This is a genomic window from Nitrospira sp. Ecomares 2.1 (assembly GCF_965152585.1).
This window is the reverse complement of record NZ_OZ224219.1, coordinates 1,873,452-1,890,546: the sequence shown is the minus strand read 5'-3', so window position 1 is coordinate 1,890,546 and position 17,095 is coordinate 1,873,452. Positions and strand designations below refer to the sequence as shown.

17 protein-coding genes are annotated in these 17,095 nt (G+C 51.2%); 3 read left to right on the top strand and 14 right to left on the bottom strand.

What is annotated here, in order from left to right; all coding sequences use genetic code 11:
* Positions 1 to 88 precede the first annotated feature (88 nt).
* The 10 genes from ACWHYD_RS08225 to ACWHYD_RS08180 all read right to left on the bottom strand — a co-directional run bounded on the left by ACWHYD_RS08225 (position 89) and on the right by ACWHYD_RS08180 (position 10,347).
* Positions 89 to 427: a YtxH domain-containing protein gene (locus ACWHYD_RS08225; protein WP_447965420.1), complete on the bottom strand. Its 339-nt coding sequence runs from the start codon at positions 425 to 427 to the stop codon at positions 89 to 91.
* A gap of 178 nt (positions 428 to 605) precedes the next feature.
* On the bottom strand, positions 606 to 1,337 hold the full coding sequence (locus tag ACWHYD_RS08220; RefSeq protein ID WP_447965419.1) for a TetR/AcrR family transcriptional regulator: 732 nt from the start codon (positions 1,335 to 1,337) through the stop codon (positions 606 to 608).
* A gap of 376 nt (positions 1,338 to 1,713) precedes the next feature.
* Positions 1,714 to 3,111 (bottom strand): BatD family protein, encoded by a 1,398-nt coding sequence (locus tag ACWHYD_RS08215; RefSeq protein WP_447965418.1) that lies wholly within the window; start codon positions 3,109 to 3,111, stop codon positions 1,714 to 1,716.
* A 4-nt stretch (positions 3,112 to 3,115) separates the two neighbouring features.
* Positions 3,116 to 4,717 carry a VWA domain-containing protein gene (locus tag ACWHYD_RS08210; RefSeq protein ID WP_447965417.1) on the bottom strand — a complete coding sequence of 534 codons (1,602 nt, stop codon included), beginning with the start codon at positions 4,715 to 4,717 and terminating at the stop codon, positions 3,116 to 3,118.
* Positions 4,710 to 5,705, bottom strand: coding sequence for a vWA domain-containing protein (locus ACWHYD_RS08205; protein ID WP_447965416.1), 996 nt, complete (start codon positions 5,703 to 5,705; stop codon positions 4,710 to 4,712). The genes ACWHYD_RS08210 and ACWHYD_RS08205 overlap by 8 nt, the downstream gene beginning before the upstream one ends.
* Positions 5,698 to 6,210, bottom strand: coding sequence for a DUF4381 domain-containing protein (locus ACWHYD_RS08200; protein ID WP_447965415.1), 513 nt, complete (start codon positions 6,208 to 6,210; stop codon positions 5,698 to 5,700). Before ACWHYD_RS08200 ends, ACWHYD_RS08205 begins: the two co-directional genes overlap by 8 nt.
* A gap of 21 nt (positions 6,211 to 6,231) precedes the next feature.
* Positions 6,232 to 7,173, bottom strand: coding sequence for a DUF58 domain-containing protein (locus ACWHYD_RS08195; protein WP_447965414.1), 942 nt, complete (start codon positions 7,171 to 7,173; stop codon positions 6,232 to 6,234).
* A 206-nt stretch (positions 7,174 to 7,379) separates the two neighbouring features.
* Positions 7,380 to 8,369, bottom strand: a complete 990-nt coding sequence (locus ACWHYD_RS08190; protein ID WP_447965413.1) for an AAA family ATPase — start codon at positions 8,367 to 8,369, stop codon at positions 7,380 to 7,382.
* 94 nt (positions 8,370 to 8,463) lie between these two features.
* A complete protein-coding gene (locus tag ACWHYD_RS08185) occupies positions 8,464 to 10,035 on the bottom strand; it encodes an arylsulfatase (protein WP_447965412.1) in 1,572 nt (523 codons plus the stop codon).
* Between the two features lie 117 nt (positions 10,036 to 10,152).
* Positions 10,153 to 10,347: a hypothetical protein gene (locus ACWHYD_RS08180; RefSeq protein ID WP_447965411.1), complete on the bottom strand. Its 195-nt coding sequence runs from the start codon at positions 10,345 to 10,347 to the stop codon at positions 10,153 to 10,155.
* A gap of 250 nt (positions 10,348 to 10,597) precedes the next feature.
* Between ACWHYD_RS08180 and ACWHYD_RS08175 the strand changes: the two genes are divergently transcribed.
* Positions 10,598 to 10,744, top strand: coding sequence for a hypothetical protein (locus tag ACWHYD_RS08175; RefSeq protein ID WP_447965410.1), 147 nt, complete (start codon positions 10,598 to 10,600; stop codon positions 10,742 to 10,744).
* Between the two features lie 19 nt (positions 10,745 to 10,763).
* On the opposite strand, the gene ACWHYD_RS08170 is transcribed toward ACWHYD_RS08175, so the two are convergent.
* Positions 10,764 to 11,075, bottom strand: coding sequence for a hypothetical protein (locus ACWHYD_RS08170; RefSeq protein ID WP_447965409.1), 312 nt, complete (start codon positions 11,073 to 11,075; stop codon positions 10,764 to 10,766).
* A gap of 205 nt (positions 11,076 to 11,280) precedes the next feature.
* Complete coding sequence (locus ACWHYD_RS08165) at positions 11,281 to 12,756, bottom strand: transglycosylase SLT domain-containing protein (RefSeq protein ID WP_447965408.1); 1,476 nt, start codon at positions 12,754 to 12,756, stop codon at positions 11,281 to 11,283.
* Positions 12,757 to 13,142: 386 nt separating this feature from the next.
* Here ACWHYD_RS08165 and ACWHYD_RS08160 point away from each other — a divergent pair, with 386 nt between their 5' ends.
* Positions 13,143 to 13,841 (top strand): DUF3313 domain-containing protein, encoded by a 699-nt coding sequence (locus ACWHYD_RS08160; protein ID WP_447965407.1) that lies wholly within the window; start codon positions 13,143 to 13,145, stop codon positions 13,839 to 13,841.
* Between the two features lie 296 nt (positions 13,842 to 14,137).
* Entirely contained in the window at positions 14,138 to 14,944 is an 807-nt protein-coding gene (locus ACWHYD_RS08155) for a neuromedin U (protein ID WP_447965406.1), read from the top strand.
* Between the two features lie 134 nt (positions 14,945 to 15,078).
* Here ACWHYD_RS08155 and ACWHYD_RS08150 read toward each other — a convergent pair whose 3' ends face one another.
* Together ACWHYD_RS08150 and ACWHYD_RS08145 are read right to left on the bottom strand one after the other, a co-directional pair.
* The gene (locus ACWHYD_RS08150) at positions 15,079 to 15,639 is read right to left on the bottom strand and encodes a hypothetical protein (protein ID WP_447965405.1); all 561 of its coding nucleotides are present in this window, start codon (positions 15,637 to 15,639) and stop codon (positions 15,079 to 15,081) included.
* Positions 15,640 to 16,564: 925 nt separating this feature from the next.
* Positions 16,565 to 17,089, bottom strand: coding sequence for a hypothetical protein (locus ACWHYD_RS08145; protein ID WP_447965404.1), 525 nt, complete (start codon positions 17,087 to 17,089; stop codon positions 16,565 to 16,567).
* Positions 17,090 to 17,095 lie beyond the last annotated feature (6 nt).

Genomic DNA, 17,095 nt, shown 5'->3' with positions numbered 1-17,095 from the left:
TTCATCCCCGCATCCTGGGGTCTCTACCCCCCAGGATGACCACTCAAAGCATGTTTGTAATTGACACGTTGCGACTCCAGAAAGATTATCACTGAACATCTTTGGGATGCCAGCGAAGGACCTTGACCGGTGCAGCCCGTGGGAAATCTAAAAACCCCTGTTGCCATTCTGAGAATCCCTTCCAGGCCAACAATTTTTCCCGATAGGCATTCCCTTGCCTCGCCACGTTGGCCACCGCCCCCTTAAGATCATGGACCTCCTGTTTCACTTGCCCCTTAATATCCTTCTTAATATGCTCATACCCACGGTGAATTTTTTTCCGGGTTCGTAAACCGGACTGCGGAGCCGCAAGCAGTCCACCTATGAGACCGACCAGGGAGCTGGTGACAAATACAAGCCCTGAGACCTTCCACATGACTTTATCCATTGGACACCTCCTTAAATGGTAAACGGTTCATAACCACATGCTTCGTTTCTAATCCAAATCATCAGGCTTGCTTTTACAACAAAAAGAAAAGCAGCCGGCAACTGATCCTCCCATATTCCAATGTTCTGCTTCGTCAAATTTTGACTTTTCGTCAACAGAGAATAAAAAAAGAGTGGCCTCAGGCCTTTCCTACCTGAGCGGCTTCCTGGGGAAACACTTCCTTCAAAATCCGGATTCTGGTCTGCTCATAATCCAATTCGCTGGACAATGGACGCCAGCCGAATCCATCAAGTAATGCATGCATATTTTCCCAGACTGCTTTTCTCGGATCGGTTATTCCCAGAGCATGAAGGTTCACTTCGGAGGACATTAACACGTATGCCCCCAAGGCCCCTGTCCATAAACCAAACGCGACTTCCTCAGGGGTGATGCCCTCTTTCAATTGAACATGTCCCTCCGCCACCGCATCACGCAACACGCCGGCCACGAGGCGCATGTTTTCCTGATTCGAGGCATCCATTTTTTTTTGAAAAGTCGGCGAGGCCTTTCTCATGATTGATTCATTTTGAACCAGGAGTTTCGCTTTAAAGTGGTCCGGGTTCAGACACACAAAGAGGTCATAGCCCAACGCCATGGCTGCCATCCGTTCACGCGGATTGCCTTTCAGGCTTGAACCCCTGAGAAGAAATTGGCCGGCTTTATCGGCTGACTCGGAAAGCATCGCCACTAAAATTTCTTCCTTGCATGAGAAATGTTGATAGATGGTACCTTTTGAATATTCTGTCACTTCAGCGATTTGATCCATATTGAGTTCCAGATAGCCACGGTCCAGCAAGAGCTTTCTGGCCGTATCAATAATCAGACTCTCTCGTTGGGCATATTCACGTTTCTTCCGTTCTGACACAGCCATAAGTCATTTGTAGCAAACATTTGACGTTTAGTCAATTTTTTTCAATGCGTCACAAAATGACTGCCATTCATTATATAAGAAGGGACATTTCACAGAACTGTAGAAATTGGCTCAAATGCTATCTGTGTAGGGAAAGTATGCTTGAAGGGGGAGAGGGAAGAGCTGTGGATATTCTGAGGGGGCATGCCATATTCCAAAAACACCAGAGGCATACTTCCCCTACCCCCAATAGGAACCATGAGCGATCGCCATGGGCAACTCGCCAAAATCATTGATGACCAAATGTGGGTCGAAGATGATGTAGGTTTCTCTTGAACATTTTATGAACATGAAAGATATGGCGCTCAGACAACAGAGAATCTGATTATACCAGGCACTATCCCGACACCCCTGTAGAAGGATTGAGAGGTTGGAGCATAGTCTGTGTTTGTTGGATTGAAGACGATGACAGCAACCTTTTTCGCTGACGGCTGACGGACTGATACAATGCGTCACCGTTCCAGGACTCTGCAGGTGGAGAGGGCCCGTACAAACGAGCCTCCAACTCCGAAACCGCAGCAGCCAGGTCAGGAGCCGAATTTTCTGTGACAAGCCAGGATACGGTCACTGTCCGGTCGAATGGACAGACGTGTTCAAGCCAGGTAAGCAGGCACTGCATGGCTTCCCGAGGGTCATGCTTTCGACAGGCTCTTCTAAAAGCTGAAAAATGAACACTCTCCGACTGCCGATGCCGGCGTTGTTTTTCCTGCCACCAGGCGGTGAGATGTGATCCGTAGCGAAAGTTCAACCCTAAGAGGATAGCCGCCACCATAAGAGGGATGATGGTGAGAACCCACGGCCCCCACTCACGACCGTTCCCACCTGACATATCTTTCTCTAACCCCGAATCGGGCTTGTCGGAAAGAGCAAACTCGGCCCCATAGGCGGGATCAGGGTCAACATGGAACGAAATAGAAGGAGCAGTGGACCGTTGAATTCGTAGGTTCGCCACATCCCACCAGACCACTTCAACTGCGGGCAACTCGTAATCGCCTTCCTCTTGCATGACATAGGTGGCGGCATCGGTCCGTTGGCCCTTGATACGTTCGCCTCGCTCCCCGCCTTCATCCGTCACGACAGGGGGAGAGGGATAGACGGCCAGACCGGGAAGCGCCAAGAACTTAACGGATGGCAGCACCAGGGATAACGAATCATATACGGTGGTGGTCACTGTCCGGGTGATAACGTCCCCAACCTTGAAGAGGCGATTTGTAGGTTGCACGATTTGGGAAACCGTAAGTTCTTTGGCCCCGATAAAGTAGGGCAGCCCTCTGGCTTCCCTGGGAATGCCGGCTTCCAGGGTCAGTGGAGGAGTTCGAACCACCGTGGTAGTCTTGGCAAGACCAGGCTTTATTCTCACCTCGATCGAGGGTACCTGATAACGACCGGGGACTTGAGGATAGAGGGTATACGAACGGGTGATACCGAAAAATTTTTCACCGTTGACCTCTTCATTCAGGTTGGAGGAGCGTCCGGGAGGAATCACGAGGGCGTTATCTATATTGAGACTCGGGAACTGCGGCGCCCCGGCAAACCAGGTGGAGACAAATACCTCGACTACCAGCTCGACAGGCTGACCCACCGTCACCAGACCTTCGGGGTGAATACGGGCTCTGGCAAAAGGCTCTTGCGCGGTTGCCGGAGGCACGGTCATGATCAGGATTATTGGAGTGATGACAAGCGGGACCCATGCCCTCCACCAGCCTCCCACCCTCCTGGTCCTGAGTTTACCCATTGCCTCAACGTTCACCCGGCTGCTCCGCTTGCAACGCAAATTTGGTTCGCAGAAAATCAGCCGGGGTGGTGTGTAACCGGCGCAGCCACATTTCGGCAATCTGTTCATCGCTCAGTTGCTCCATCTCCACCTCGCCCGATTGACCTTCTTTTCCTTTTTCGCTGAATTCAATGGCATCCGGATCGAAGGTTGGTCCGCCAGGGTCATCCGACCCGGGTGGCTCCTCCGGAGAGGCAGGAATAAGCCCCGCGACTAATGCCTTATTCTCCAGAGCCTCCGACCAATCCGGCCGGAGTTTTAAGGCCATGTCATAGGACTGCACCGCCTGAGGATAATCGCCGATTTTCGCGTAGGCATTGCCCAGATTAAAATACCCTTCCGGCGTAGAGAGGCGTGCAAACCAGTCAATGGCGGATTCATACTCACCGGCCTGATAGTAGGTGATGCCTTTCCACATCGGATTATCAAAACGATCTGCCGCCGTCGCATAATCCTGTCGCTCCAAATAGAACCGGCCCTGCTGGTCCGCTGTCAGCCACAGATCTATGAAGGAAAATTCGCCGTCGTTGGCGGAGCATCCGGGAAGCAAAAAGAGCAAAAACATCGGTATCCATGGGACTGTCCAGCCTTTTCGAAACCAGAATAATGCAAGCAATCCCACCGGGATCGTGAAAAAATAGCCGAAGTCCTTCCAGCGAACCTGCTCATCCTTAGCCAGCACAGCTTGTAAATGACTCTGAACACTGTCTTGAATCCGCTCCACATCCTTGTCATCGATAGTCGTGCTGATGACCTTGATGGCGGCTTGTTTGCTCAATGCTTCAAGCCCTTCATAGTCAAGTCGGGCTATCAGGCGACGGCCATTGGCGTCGTTAAGAAACCGGTTATCGCCAATGCGAACCGGGGCGCCTTCCCGTGTGCCGACGGCCAGCACCATGACCTGATCCCGGGTGGATTCCTGATGAGTTCTGAAAACCGGCAGATGCTCGAGGGCAATTCCATCGGTCACAAAAAGAATCGTTCCGGCAACGGTATCCCGTTGCAACATGCCTTCGGCAACCTGCAAGGCGAGAGCCGGATTTTTCCCCTGTACAGGCATCACGTCCGTCCTGAGGTCCGACACATACAAATCCAAAATCGACGGATCATTGGTAAGAGGCAATACAGAGTGGGCGGATCCGGCATAGACGAGCAGTCCCGTACGGGCATTTTTGCGTTGCGCGAGAAGATCGCGGATTTTTTGTTTGACCCGTTCAAGCCGTGTAGGAGGCACGTCAATGGCATTCATCGTAGATGAAAGGTCAAGAACAATGACGAGAGGAGCAAGATCTTCGGTAAACGGCGTCTGTTCCCGTTCCCAGGCCGGTCCCGCCATCCCCAGGGATCCTAGGGCAACCACCAAAGTGATCAGGTGCAAGGGCTGGAATCGGGAGCCTCCATCGCCATGAATTTTTAAATGCTTCAACAGGTGGGGCTCAATAATTCCATGCCATTGGCGGTCGACACTTGTCCTCAGGCGAATCAGCAGATAGAGAAAAAGGGCGGCTCCCAGACCCAGTAACCAGAGCGGCCGGAGAAAATGCAGTTCCGTCACCTGGTCAAGCATCGCGCCCTCCCCTACTCCGCAAAGCCAGCCATACGGTCAAGCTGGCATGATAGAAAAGAAGTAAAATCACAGCGGCTCCAAAAGACCAAAAATACAGCGGATGTGTCGGGCGATAGGAGAGTGTCTCAAAATTTTGCGGCTCCAGTTTATCCAGTTCACGGTAGACGGCTTCCAGTGCTTCACGATTTTCTGCCATGAAGGAAAGCCCTTTCGTTTTCTCCGCGATGGTCTGTAGTACAGCCTCATCAAATAGGTCCTCCCCGGCCAGGCTCGGGTCACCGAATCCTATCGTGTGAATGGTGATGTCCTTGGTTTTGGCCAGGTCCGCAGCTTTTTCAGGTGGAACTTTACTGTTGGTATCTACCCCGTCGGTTAGAAGGACCAACACCCGTTCCTCGGCCTCGCTGTTTTCGAAGACATTAATCGCCAAGCCGATGGCATCTCCCATCATCGTCTGCGGTCCGGGCATTCCCACCTCGGCCTCGGAAAGAAGCGTGCGAACCACTTCATGGTCGAGGGTAAAACCAACCTGCATAAACGGAGCGGTCCCGAAAAACAACAACCCGATCCGGTCTCCCGGGCGCCGGGCGATAAAATTATCAAGGACTCCTTTCACCGCCTCAAGACGCTCTATCTGCCGTCCATCCAGATCCCGCATGTCGCGGGTCTCCATCGAGCCCGAGAGATCAACGGCCAACAAAAGATCCCGGCCGGACTCGATCCGTTCGATCGGCTCCTCAATCCACACCGGTCGGGCCAAGGCGATGATGATCAGAATCCAAAAGACAGGCGCCAGGAATCCTTGAAGCCAATTCCGACGCAAAACCACTGCCCCGCGTGTCGGTCTGCCCCCGATAGCGCCCGTTAATAGCTCGAACCTCGGAATGCGTACGGATTCCTGAGGTTCATGGTAAGGCGGAAAAAACAACCAAATGAGTAGAGGGGCAGGAAGCAGAAAGAATATCCAAAGATATTCGAATTCAAGCATGGTGCCTCCTGATCCAATACCGGACCAGACGGAACAAGTCTACAATTTTTTCCTGCTTCTCATGAGGGGAGCTTGTTGGGACCTCATACCCGGCGTGGATAAGAAGTCTACCGACTCCTTGAGCGAATCCGGTGCCTCCGTAGGAGGTATCCAGGAAGCGAAGCCATGCTTCACCCGTGAGGGCTGCGACCTCTTCTCGTGATTTAAAGGAAAGAGCGGTTCGTTTGACCAACACCGGTAGTTCGGCCAGGCCCTTGACCTGTGACTCAGGATGGAGGGCAAGAGCTTCAATACGATCAAGCTCGATTAAGGCCGATTTTCGATACCGGCTGAGCATCCAACGGCGCCGAAAACATACAGCAGTCCATACCAGCCCTACACTGAGCAGAAAAGCCACCAAATACCACCCGGGCGTCTGCGGGACCCATGCAACGGGCTCCGGCATGACAATATCATGCAACCCAGGGAGGGATGGGAAGTCCTGTCGGCCGTGTATCTCGTCCATAGAGTTTCATTCTAAAGATGGTTACCGCCTCTTGCTCCTTCGAGCCTGCGCCTGACCTAACAATTCACGTATCTGGTCGACCGGATCGCGATCAGTCAACAGGGGCGCCACCGGAATAGCCAATTCCTCCCACCATTCCATGAGAGTCTTCATCCGGCGTTCGCACGTTTCCAGTAACTTCTTTCGTATGGACCCTTTTGCGGTGTCCACCTCCACCTGCAAAGTGCCGTCGCTTACCACCAGTCGGCCGCGATCCGGCAGTTCCCTCGACAACCGGTCGAAGACGGGCACGACGATCAGATCGTTATGACCTGACAGTTGAGTGATCAGGGGGCGGGTCTCTCCATCGATTCCGTCGAAATCACTGATGATGATAATCAGGCAATCGTGCTTGACCAGCCGGAGAAGGTTCTTCAGTACCCGATTCAACATGGAGGGGTTGGAGCCCACATCGGAATCAGCCTGGAGCGAGTGGTTCATTTCCACAAGAGTGCGGAGAATATGAAGGACATTCCGACGGCTACGATGCGGCCTGATTTCCACCAGATCGGAATCGTTGAACAGGATGCCCCCCACACGATCGCCCATGCTGAGAACTCTCCAGGAGGCGAGTGCCGCGACCTGCGCGGCCACTACCGATTTCATGGCCCGCTTGCTCCCGAAAAACATTTCAAGTCGTTGATCCACTACCACGATTGCCGGCCGATCCCGCTCTTCCGTATAGACACGAACATGGGGTTTTCGTGTTCGAGCCGTGACCTTCCAATCAATAGTGCGGGGATCGTCTCCGGGGAGGTAACCGCGGATTTCTTCAAAGTCCAGGCCACGTCCGCGCATTCGTGAGGCATGTCGTCCGGAAAGGATGCTGTGAACAGGCTGACGAGGCAGGAAGGAAACCCCTCGGGCTTTGTATTGAAGGGCAACGAGTTCGTTAAGCTCTACGTAAACGCCGGTGTCGATCATCGCGGGTCAAGATTTCCATGTGAGATTTGCCTGCGTTCTACTCAACATACCGGGTTAAAACTTCCGGCTCAGATCATCCAGAAATGGCATGAGATCATCATACCTTCATGATCCCGGAGTGATGTGATCGTGAACGACTATGGGAATGTGCCGCGCCGGTAAGCTCTTGCATTTCCAACCTTCACGGCCGGCCAGACGCCAGCTCTTCAGGCTACCGCCACCACCTTGATCAATTTCTCGATCACCTGATCCGCTGTCACCCCGGATGCATTCGCCTCATAGCTCAGCATAATCCGGTGCCGCAGCACATCGTTGACCACGGCGCGCACGTTATCCGGAGTCACGTGGTCGCGCCCGTTGAGCCAGGCATGAACCCGGGAACATTTATCAAGTCCCAAGCCCCCGCGCGGACTCGCGCCGATCTGAATCAACTTTCCCATTTCCTCGCCATAGCGATCGGAATGCCGGGTGGCACTGATCAGGTCGATAATATACTTTTCGATATTTTCGGAAACGTATACTTTATGAATTTCATCCCTCGCCGCGAAGACCACCTCCTGCGAAATAGGGGCAGCCTCTGCTGAGGACGCCTTCGCCTCATGAATAGCCGGCTGTGGCCGTTCCTCTCTGCGTACCAGGCGAATCACTTCGATCTCGGAGGCTTCGTCGGGATAGTCGATATAGACGTGCATGAGAAAACGATCCATCTGGGCTTCAGGCAGAGGATACGTTCCCTCCTGTTCGATCGGATTTTGAGTGGCCATGACCATAAACAGATCAGGGAGCTTATGCGTTTTCTTCGCGACCGTGACCTGCCGTTCTTCCATGGCCTCCAGAAGCGCGGCTTGCACCTTGGCCGGAGCCCTGTTGATTTCGTCGGCCAGAACAATGTTGGCAAATAAAGGCCCTGGCTCGAAATGAAACTCCCCACGCCCATCCACATTATGGTAGACCTCGGTCCCGGTAATGTCGGATGGAAGCAAATCCGGAGTGAATTGAATGCGGGAAAAATCAGCGTTAAGTTGGCGGGCCAGACTTTTGACTGCTCGGGTTTTCGCAAGGCCCGGGAGACCTTCAACCAACAGGTTTCCATTGGCCAGGAGCCCGATCAGGAGCCGCTCAACCACATGCTCCTGTCCGAGAATGGAGCGCGACATCCTGGACTTCAACTCAAGAATGGAATCGCGAGCAATCATAGTGTCCTCAATTGTCCAAAAACCATTGGTGAACCCGTAAAAAAACGGCCCCGACCAAGACATTCTGACCGGGGCCGTTCCTGCACCAGAAGAATTATTGGGATCCTCCCCCTTCCTTAAGTTTTTCCATTACCTGATCCAGACTAAAACTCGCCGCTTTTTGGCGTGGTGGAAATTCCTTGAACGTGGCCAGGAATTTTCCGACATACTCCTGGGCTGGAACAAGCAGGAAGACATGGTCCAGCAACCAATCGTAATAGGTATTGGAGGTGAGTTGTGCTCGCTCATAGGGATCACGGCGCAAATTGAACATTAAGGGAATCCGTAAGGAGGTAAAGGGATTGGACCAAAGTTTCAATGTTCCTTCCGCCCGTTGCTCCAAAAAGACCAATTTCCAATCCCTGTAGCGCAAGGCGCTGAGATCTCCATCGTCGGTAAAATAAAAAATTTCGTCCCGGCTGCCTTTTTTCTCCTTCCCCGTGAGGTATGGAAGAAAATTGTACCCATCCAAATGAACCTTGAAGGTTTTGTTACCGGCCTGATGGCCCTTCAGCAGTTTTTCCTTGATGTCGGAATCTCCGGCGATTGCCGCGAATGTGGGCAACCAATCCATATGATGCATGATTTCATTCGAGACCGACCCTGGTTGGATTTTACCTGGCCACCGGACCATGGCGGGCACCCGCCAGCCGCCTTCCCAATTGGTGTTCTTTTCTCCCCGAAACGGCGTCATCGCCGCATCAGGCCAACTGTTCATATGTGGGCCATTATCGGTCGAGTAAAAAACGATGGTATTGTCGGTGATGCCCAGATCATCCAGTTTTTTTAAAAACAGCCCGATGTGCCTATCATGCTCGACCATGCCGTCGCTGTACTCGTCCTGGCCGGAAATCCCTCTAAGTTCAGGTTTCACATGGGTGCGGAAATGCATCCGCGTCCCGTTCCACCAGACGAAAAATGGTTTTTTCGCTTGGTGTTGGCGATCAATAAAATCAAGCGCCGCAGCGGAAGTCTCGTCATCGACAGTTTCCATCCGTTTCTTCGTCAATGGACCGGTGTCTTCAATTTTTCCATCGGCATAGGAATGAATCACACCACGAGGCCCGTATCGTTTTTGAAAATTCGGATAGTCCTTGGCGTTTGGATAGTCAGGAAGTTCAGGCTCCTCTTCGGCATTCAGGTGATAGAGATTCCCAAAAAATTCGTCGAACCCATGATTGGAGGGTAGATGTTCATCCTTATCTCCGAGATGGTTTTTGCCAAATTGCCCTGTTGCGTAACCTAAGGGCTTGAGCACTTCCGCAATCGTGGGATCTTCCCCTTTGAGCCCTAGCTCTGCGCCGGGCAAACCGACTTTACTGAGACCGGTACGATACACACTTTGGCCCGTGATAAATGAGGACCGTCCAGCCGTACAACTTTGCTCACCGTAATAATCCGTAAAAATCATCCCTTCATCGGCAATCCGGTCGATATTGGGGGTCCGATACCCCATCATGCCTTTGGTGTAAGCGCTGATATTGGATTGCCCGATATCATCGCCCCAAATGACCAGGATATTGGGCTTGTCCTGAGCAAAAGCGGGCGACAGTCCCGCACATAACACCAGCCCGGCCAAGGCCAGAAGACTGTGACCCGAGATATTCGCGAGGCGTTTTTGAACCATAAGCAATTTCCTTTCTTCAACAAGGAGTAAAATGGAAAACTTCACAATGTTCATCAAAAGATTGAAAGTTAATTGAAGGCAAGAGCAACCACACCGTTCCGTTTGTTCCTGAATAGATCAAGTGAATATTCGTCGCAAGTTTGCCCTTGAATCGCAGTCCGGCTTTTGTTCTCCGTTTGAAGAATACCGTGCGACGTTGATCACAGGAATCACGTGAGTGAATTTTTCCGCATATTCGTGCCGCATATTGACGTCCGCTCCTTCGGTTTTGAGCGCTTCACCAATCAGGTTTTTGGCGACGTCCTCAGGCAACCGATCCTTTTTGTTTGAGGGCAATGAAACGCAAGCTTGCGAAAACCTGAAGGAACCTCTCGAGTATCCCTGAGAGCGGAAAATCCTAACAAAATCCTTTCATAAAAGTAACCATGAAAAAGCAAAAAGCCCACTACGATTCACACATGTCAATATGTCATGTTGAACTTCAAGTTTTATTTTAAGGGCTCCCGACTCACTCCCAACGTATACGAATGCAGAGAATGAAGACCGAAAGGAGGAAAAGCGTATGGGAACCATACTGGCAGGACAACTGATGACAATGAGGATGAGCCTGTTATTGGTTGGTTTGATGTTGGGAAAAAACGTTTTTGCCAAGCCCAATGTTGCCGCGGTAGGACAGTTCAAAGAGATGAATCGCTCTGACCTGATTTAGTTGAATCGGGCCATCCGGGTCAGGCCGGAAGAATCAGGCGATCGCCATCCCGAGTGCCTAAGCCATCTGGAATTATAGCCCCATCATGAAACGCCAACCAGAGAGGGCTGTCAGGAGTTAATCCCGCAACATCATCACAGTCGATATTGACAATGTCGGCGTAATCCGTGTCGATAGCGAGAACCGTGTCATCAAAGGCGATAAGGTCCCCACTCACGCGGTCACCGTTTTCAAGAAAAACGACATCAGCCTCACTGATTGCCACATGTCCCAATAATGTCCATGTGACTAATGCCAGACCCAAGGCTATGCTGGCGAAACGACCTCGCACGTGAATTCGGTCAACCCATAGAACAGGGAAGAAACGGAATGAAAGTGGCCGGGTTGCCATTGATGTGGCAGGCAGTATTCTATTTCAAATAAGTGGAGCCGGGAGCGGGATGAATGGGAAGAATGAGGCGGGAATGTCTCAAGATGCTCCTAAATGTCCACACTTACCCAAGGAAGACTATTCCGGTCGGTGCCCCTCACAGAGCTTAATATTGCACTGTTGATTTCTTTTCCTCTTTTTCCAGAATCAGGCGATATGCAATGAAATATTTGTAAATATTACTCACGTATTGAACGGTCTCCCGACCAATATGCTTCGCCGCCACGATCTCCACATTTTTAAACCATTGATTCGGATTCAAGCCCATCGACGGCGCCTTCGTCCGAAGTTTCGCGATCCTGGCAGGTCCCGCATTATAGGAGGCTACGGCAAAAAGCCATTGATTCAACAGGCTGATTTTGGGGTCTTTAAAATACCGGTCATGAAGAAAATGCAAATACTTGACTCCGGCATGAATATTAGGCTCAAGCTGTTTAATATTGGGAATATTGACGTTGGGATCCCTAGCAGTACTGGGCAAGAGCTGCATCACACCAATTGCACCCGCAGAACTTCGCTTTCGTTGGTCCAACATGGACTCCTGATAGCCAAGGGCCATGGCAAGCACCCAATCAAACCCATACGGTCGGGCACTTTGTTTAAATACATGCATGAGATTCTGAAATTTTTTGCGTTCTTGCGTTGACACGGCATTTTCAACGTACCGGGTGTTTTTTAAATACCGGGTGAATAACAAATTCCCGATTAAGGTGCCTTTCTTATTTTTACTCACAAACCGGTTTATTACTCTTTTCAGCTTTGGACTGTTTTTGCGAAAGGCCCAAGCGATTTCCCCGCCGGTATTAAGAGTAATGTCCGGATGCAGACGAATATGCTCAAAAATTTTCGCCCAAAATTCCGCCTTGGGGCTATCCATGACCAGCATTGGCAATAAACCGGCGTTCACCATTTCGAGAAGGTCCTCGTCTTCAAGATTCTCCTCCTCAGGGATGAGCGTGATCTCCGGCTTCCCGGTAGTGGCGAACGAGGCATTCAAGCGAACAAGGTGTTCGTAAAAACTACTGGACTTCCGCACATGGATGGACTTGCCGGCCAGATCATCCAGACTAGAGAGCGGAGGACTGCTAGGACCCGTGACGATAATTTCGCGTACCCCGGTGAGAAGCGGGTCGGAAAAATCTACACGTTTCTTTCGTTCAGGTGTAATCGTAAGAGCACCAGCGGCAATATCCCCTACCCCATTGAGCAAATCCGGAATGAGTTCATCACGGTTCACGGGAATGAAAATGAACTGAACCTGCACGATCTTCCGCTGCAAATCTTCGTTAATCTGCTTGGCAAATATTTTCATAAGGTCGTATGTAAGGCCACGCTGTCTGCCGCGGTCTAAAAAGTAATATGTTTTGCTAAAGGGAACAAGCACCCGAATTTGATTGCGGCTGACCATCCCATCCCAATCGCCCGTCCACGGCTTCAGAGCCTGAGGAAACTTCGGGCTGAACAGTTGATTCTCCGACTCCTGAGAAGCCCCTAACTCAGAGCCAGGAATAAGGATCAGGATCGACAGCGCAAGACAAGCGAGCCATGTGGGCTTTTGAAGTTTTGGAATCAGCGTGGTCATATACCTAAAACCTATCATGTGCAAGGTCCGAAGTGCCATTATGACTATTTTTAATATATGGAATCCAACACTTGATTACAGTTAAGATCAAATGAAACCACAATCTGAACCTCCACTACGAACTACCGGGATTGATCACACGTCTGTTTTTTGTTTTAGCCACAGGCTCAATCTCACCTGACATTGCCATCCAACGGCTATCCTATTTTTTACCATTGCCCATGTTATTGGAAAAGGCCTCTACACATAAGGACAATTTCACATATGCCCCTTTCTGCAATCAGCCAGGCTTCTCAAGAACCAAGAAAGCTAACGGAGAAACAAAAAATTTCATTCCGCCGTTTTCCAAATCATCAAACCATTTGTCGAAACAAAGGAGAGCATTCATGCCCAGGAGTGAGCGATTTTTACTGGCTCTTGTTTTTTTTGCCATGACGGCTTGTGCGACAACTCAACAGGCAAACACTGTCAACAGATCCGGGTTTCTCGAGGATTATTCGATGCTTCAAAAAGGCGTGGGAGACAGTGAAGCCCTTCTGCGATACGTCAACCCGGTTGCAGATTGGAAACACTATTCCAAAATCATGATTGACCCGATCCAGCTCTGGCTGGGAGAGGGATCTTCTCTTCGGGACATTCCCCAAGAAGACCGTATTCGGTTGACCTCGCTCCTCTCGGGCAAACTACAGAATGCGCTCTTGGCAGATTACCGGATTGTTCGTAAGGCCGGGCCTCGTGTCATGCGTTTGAGTGTGGCACTCACAGAAGCCGAAGCCTCAAATACGGTGTTAGATACCCTTTCCAGTGTCCTCCCAACCGGGTATGTCATTTCTGGCACCAAATCTCTCACAACCGGGACCGGAACATTTGTTGGCAGTGCCAGCATAGAAGCTAAAATTTCGGATGCGGAACTTGGGACGCTTTTGGCCGCCGCGGTCGATCGCCGGGGCGGTGCAAAATCTTTGTCAGGAGTCACTTCAGAATGGAATGACGTCGAAGAATCATTTGAATACTGGGCCAATACTCTACGCTATCGCCTGTGCCAATGGCGCGGCGAACACAGTTGTGTGCCACCTACGCCATAGGAGTCGACAACGGTCGGGAGCTCGTCTCTGAGGAGAAAAACCCGGTAAGGTGCGAATCTACTCGCATGGCCCCGAAGGTTCCTCCTACCTGGGGTTTTCAATTTGCCGGGAATAGGTGGCTGAATACAAGACAGATCTTTCTCAAACGTCCATGCTACACTCCCCAAAAATCACACGATTCATGATTCTACCCAACCCTCCCATTGGTTATTCCCCACGATTTATCACCTGCATGATTGTTAGTGGGCTCAAAGGAATATTCGGTGGCCTCGAAAAAACCATGTAGAAGCTGGGTCATGATAGGAGTGATCCTGGGATTCTTCGGAAGTCAATCAACCCATGCGGAGGAGATTACAAAACTAGCCGAAGAAGTGCAGAACCCCGTGTCCGACCTTGTGCGGGTGGGGTTTGTAAATGGTACGCTTTTCGGGGCCGGGGCCAACAACCATCTCGTCAATGTATTCAATCTTCAGGCCTCCACCACAAGAAGATTTGGCAACTGGGCCCTCCTCAATCGCCTCACTATTCCCATCCCATATATTCCGGCCAATGCCATAGAGGATAAAACGGGCAGTATGACCGGGTTAGGAGATATTGAGTACACGGGATTCTTTGCCCGTGACGAATCCAAACGACGGTTTAAACTGATTGGTGGTATAGGCCCGACTTTTATTTTGAATACCGCGACTGATGATCATCTGGGCCTGGGAAAATGGAGCGTGGGTCCCACACTTGCGCTTGTCAGCATACCGGACCCATGGGTAGTGGGGGCCGTCATCAGAAATGTCTGGTCATTTGCGGGAGAGAAACAACGCCCGAAGGTCAACCTGTTTACACTTCAGCCATTTGTGAATTACAACTTTTCCAATGGTTGGTACCTGACCTCTACCCCGGCAATCACCGCAAACTGGGAGGCGGAGGACAGGAGGAACCGGTGGACGGTACCCCTTGGAGGCGGATTCGGAAAAGTGGTGTTCCGTGGAGAAAAACGTCCGATCAACATCAAACTCCAGGGATTTTATTATCTGGAAAAACCTGACCGGGCGCCCGATTGGACGCTACAGCTCCAATTTCAAATCCTGTTTCCAGATAAGCCCGCTTAACCGGCATCCATCATTTTTCCATTTTATCCTCCCGCTGTTTCGGAACCTCCTTGGCCGTATAGGGAGGAAGAACATCCCCTTGCGGCCATGGCATGGAGCAAAAGTACAATCCCCAACCCAAGAGGACTCTGATGTTAATCCGCACAGAGTGTTCTACTTATCCGTGGAGGATACTGGGAGTCCAATTGGCTGGAGGGGTCCCTATCTTGTCCGGTGTCCCAGATACGGATACATTTCGCCTTAACATAGAGCAGATCTTTTCGTGGACCAAAAACATTTACTAATGCTTTTTTTGTTCCTTCAACCGTCCCTTCTAAAAGAAATATATTCCCCCGAGTGGTGTAAAATTCTTTTTCCCGTTTTCCAATAAAACGAATAAGAAAATGTCTGCTCATATCGGATTGACCGATTTTGGGTCCTTCCGCAAGTTCTGTTTTTGGATAGGGCAGCCATTCAGCTAATATAAGATACCCTTCGTCTGTTTGATCAATACTCACCACTGCACCTGCGAGCTTCTTTTCCTCGTTCAGGAAACTTGACGAATTGTCAGCTAATTCATCGAACTGCTGGTCGGTGGTCACCGTCTTTGTCCCATTCGCTTTGGACGACAAAAGATCAGAGCCTGGTAATGCCGCGCATCCCATCTGCAGACTCACGAGTCCAAATATTCCAAGTGCGATCATCCCTGTCCTCATGAACATCCTCCTTTGTGTTAAGCAAAAAGTCCTGACAATGCAGAAGGAAACAGCATGATATTGATTCCCCTTGCATGGACGATTTTTTTCTCATTTGAGAGACCTAGCCTACCTCGAACTTATTGCGGAAGGGTCAAGGGTTTGTTACAGAACGGTTAACTTTCACTTGTTCCTTACATCCATATGCGGCTATCAAGCGGAACGAACGGGACCTTCCATCTCCCGATGTCCAGGATCTCTCATAAAGAAATCTGCTCGACCTTATTGCCCCAAGCATCGGTGCAGATCGAAGGGGGGCCTGAAAAGCGGTGAAGGGAAACTGGTCCGTTTGGGTATGACTGCCCCCTCTCATTCGTCCCTGTCTTAAGCCAATTTGCCGAATGGAAATGCCCTTTGCGCGGATAAGCCGCAGGCCCCATGAAGTTGTCACGGGTGAAGGAAGCCGGACACGCAAGTTCCGATTCAAACATACACCGGTCAGCTAGCATTCCTCCGTGATCGATCTGTGTCTTTTGCGGAATAACTGAGGGAAGCTTAGGTGCACCAAGGGCTAGGAACCTGTCGGACTTAGGGGATCGAGAGCGAAAAAGCGGATGAGCGAATCCGAATTTTGACGGTTTTGCCGGCCCATAATGGGACTATGGACCAGGAAAGCGGCGAAATATGGATTGCTTAGACGCTCTTGCAGCCGGTTCATCCTAAGTCCGACAGGCTTATTGGTGGAGTTGCACCTGGTATTGGATCATGATGGCTATCTGCCCATTTTCGGCCTGATCACGGTGGAAAGGGCAAGGTATATTCGACTGACTGTATGAGCCTGGGGTTCCACCGCTTTGGCATTGGCCCACTTACGTTACAAACAGATGAAGCACGGGGCAATGAATTTTTTTTGCGGCACAATCCCGGTGGTCAGGGACCGTCTGCTTTAGCCGACCTTATACCCTTTTCCCTCCATGCAGGTACGATGGGCACGATCAAACGTTTCCCGGGTGCGCTGATTCTGGGCTCCTGCCTGTTGGACCTGCTGCTGATACTCTTGCTCAGCACCCCGCTGTCCCATCATGCCCAGCCCGCCGCCGGCAGCGGCACCGATGGCGGCTCCCATACCTGGATCGCCTGCAATGGCCCCTCCGATAGCACCGAGCGCGGCACCACCCATCGCGCCGAACAACGCACCCCCGCCTGATGGCGGAGGAGGCGCTGCAGCCAGATTCGGATGTTCCGGATCGTAACCCGTTTGCTGCTTAGCCCATTTATAGCAAATAAAATCATCCTGCTCTTGCTGTTCCGGACTCTGTCCCTTTTCCGGAAATACAAAGGTCCGCGCCTGAGGAGGAGGCGCGGAGTCGACAGAAGAACCCGATGGCTGTCGCCCACCCTGCTGAGTGCCCACACAGCCTGCCAGCATGACCACGCATGACAGGATAATACACGACCGCTGTACCCTCATCGTTTT

What these genes read in the sequence shown, in the direction of transcription:
- ACWHYD_RS08185 (WP_447965412.1), bottom strand. Translation starts at nt 10,035, where the DNA reads ATGGTTCAAAAACGCCTCGCGAATATCTCGGGTCACAGTCTTCTGGCC.
- ACWHYD_RS08195 (WP_447965414.1), bottom strand. Translation starts at nt 7,173, where the DNA reads ATGATCGACACCGGCGTTTACGTAGAGCTTAACGAACTCGTTGCCCTT.
- ACWHYD_RS08205 (WP_447965416.1), bottom strand. Translation starts at nt 5,705, where the DNA reads ATGCTTGAATTCGAATATCTTTGGATATTCTTTCTGCTTCCTGCCCCT.
- ACWHYD_RS08145 (WP_447965404.1), bottom strand. Translation starts at nt 17,089, where the DNA reads ATGAGGGTACAGCGGTCGTGTATTATCCTGTCATGCGTGGTCATGCTG.
- ACWHYD_RS08215 (WP_447965418.1), bottom strand. Translation starts at nt 3,111, where the DNA reads ATGGGTAAACTCAGGACCAGGAGGGTGGGAGGCTGGTGGAGGGCATGG.
- ACWHYD_RS08155 (WP_447965406.1), top strand. Translation starts at nt 14,138, where the DNA reads ATGATAGGAGTGATCCTGGGATTCTTCGGAAGTCAATCAACCCATGCG.
- ACWHYD_RS08150 (WP_447965405.1), bottom strand. Translation starts at nt 15,639, where the DNA reads ATGAGGACAGGGATGATCGCACTTGGAATATTTGGACTCGTGAGTCTG.
- ACWHYD_RS08160 (WP_447965407.1), top strand. Translation starts at nt 13,143, where the DNA reads ATGCCCAGGAGTGAGCGATTTTTACTGGCTCTTGTTTTTTTTGCCATG.
- ACWHYD_RS08175 (WP_447965410.1), top strand. Translation starts at nt 10,598, where the DNA reads ATGGGAACCATACTGGCAGGACAACTGATGACAATGAGGATGAGCCTG.
- ACWHYD_RS08190 (WP_447965413.1), bottom strand. Translation starts at nt 8,369, where the DNA reads ATGATTGCTCGCGATTCCATTCTTGAGTTGAAGTCCAGGATGTCGCGC.
- ACWHYD_RS08165 (WP_447965408.1), bottom strand. Translation starts at nt 12,756, where the DNA reads ATGACCACGCTGATTCCAAAACTTCAAAAGCCCACATGGCTCGCTTGT.
- ACWHYD_RS08200 (WP_447965415.1), bottom strand. Translation starts at nt 6,210, where the DNA reads ATGGACGAGATACACGGCCGACAGGACTTCCCATCCCTCCCTGGGTTG.
- ACWHYD_RS08210 (WP_447965417.1), bottom strand. Translation starts at nt 4,717, where the DNA reads ATGCTTGACCAGGTGACGGAACTGCATTTTCTCCGGCCGCTCTGGTTA.
- ACWHYD_RS08220 (WP_447965419.1), bottom strand. Translation starts at nt 1,337, where the DNA reads ATGGCTGTGTCAGAACGGAAGAAACGTGAATATGCCCAACGAGAGAGT.
- ACWHYD_RS08225 (WP_447965420.1), bottom strand. Translation starts at nt 427, where the DNA reads ATGGATAAAGTCATGTGGAAGGTCTCAGGGCTTGTATTTGTCACCAGC.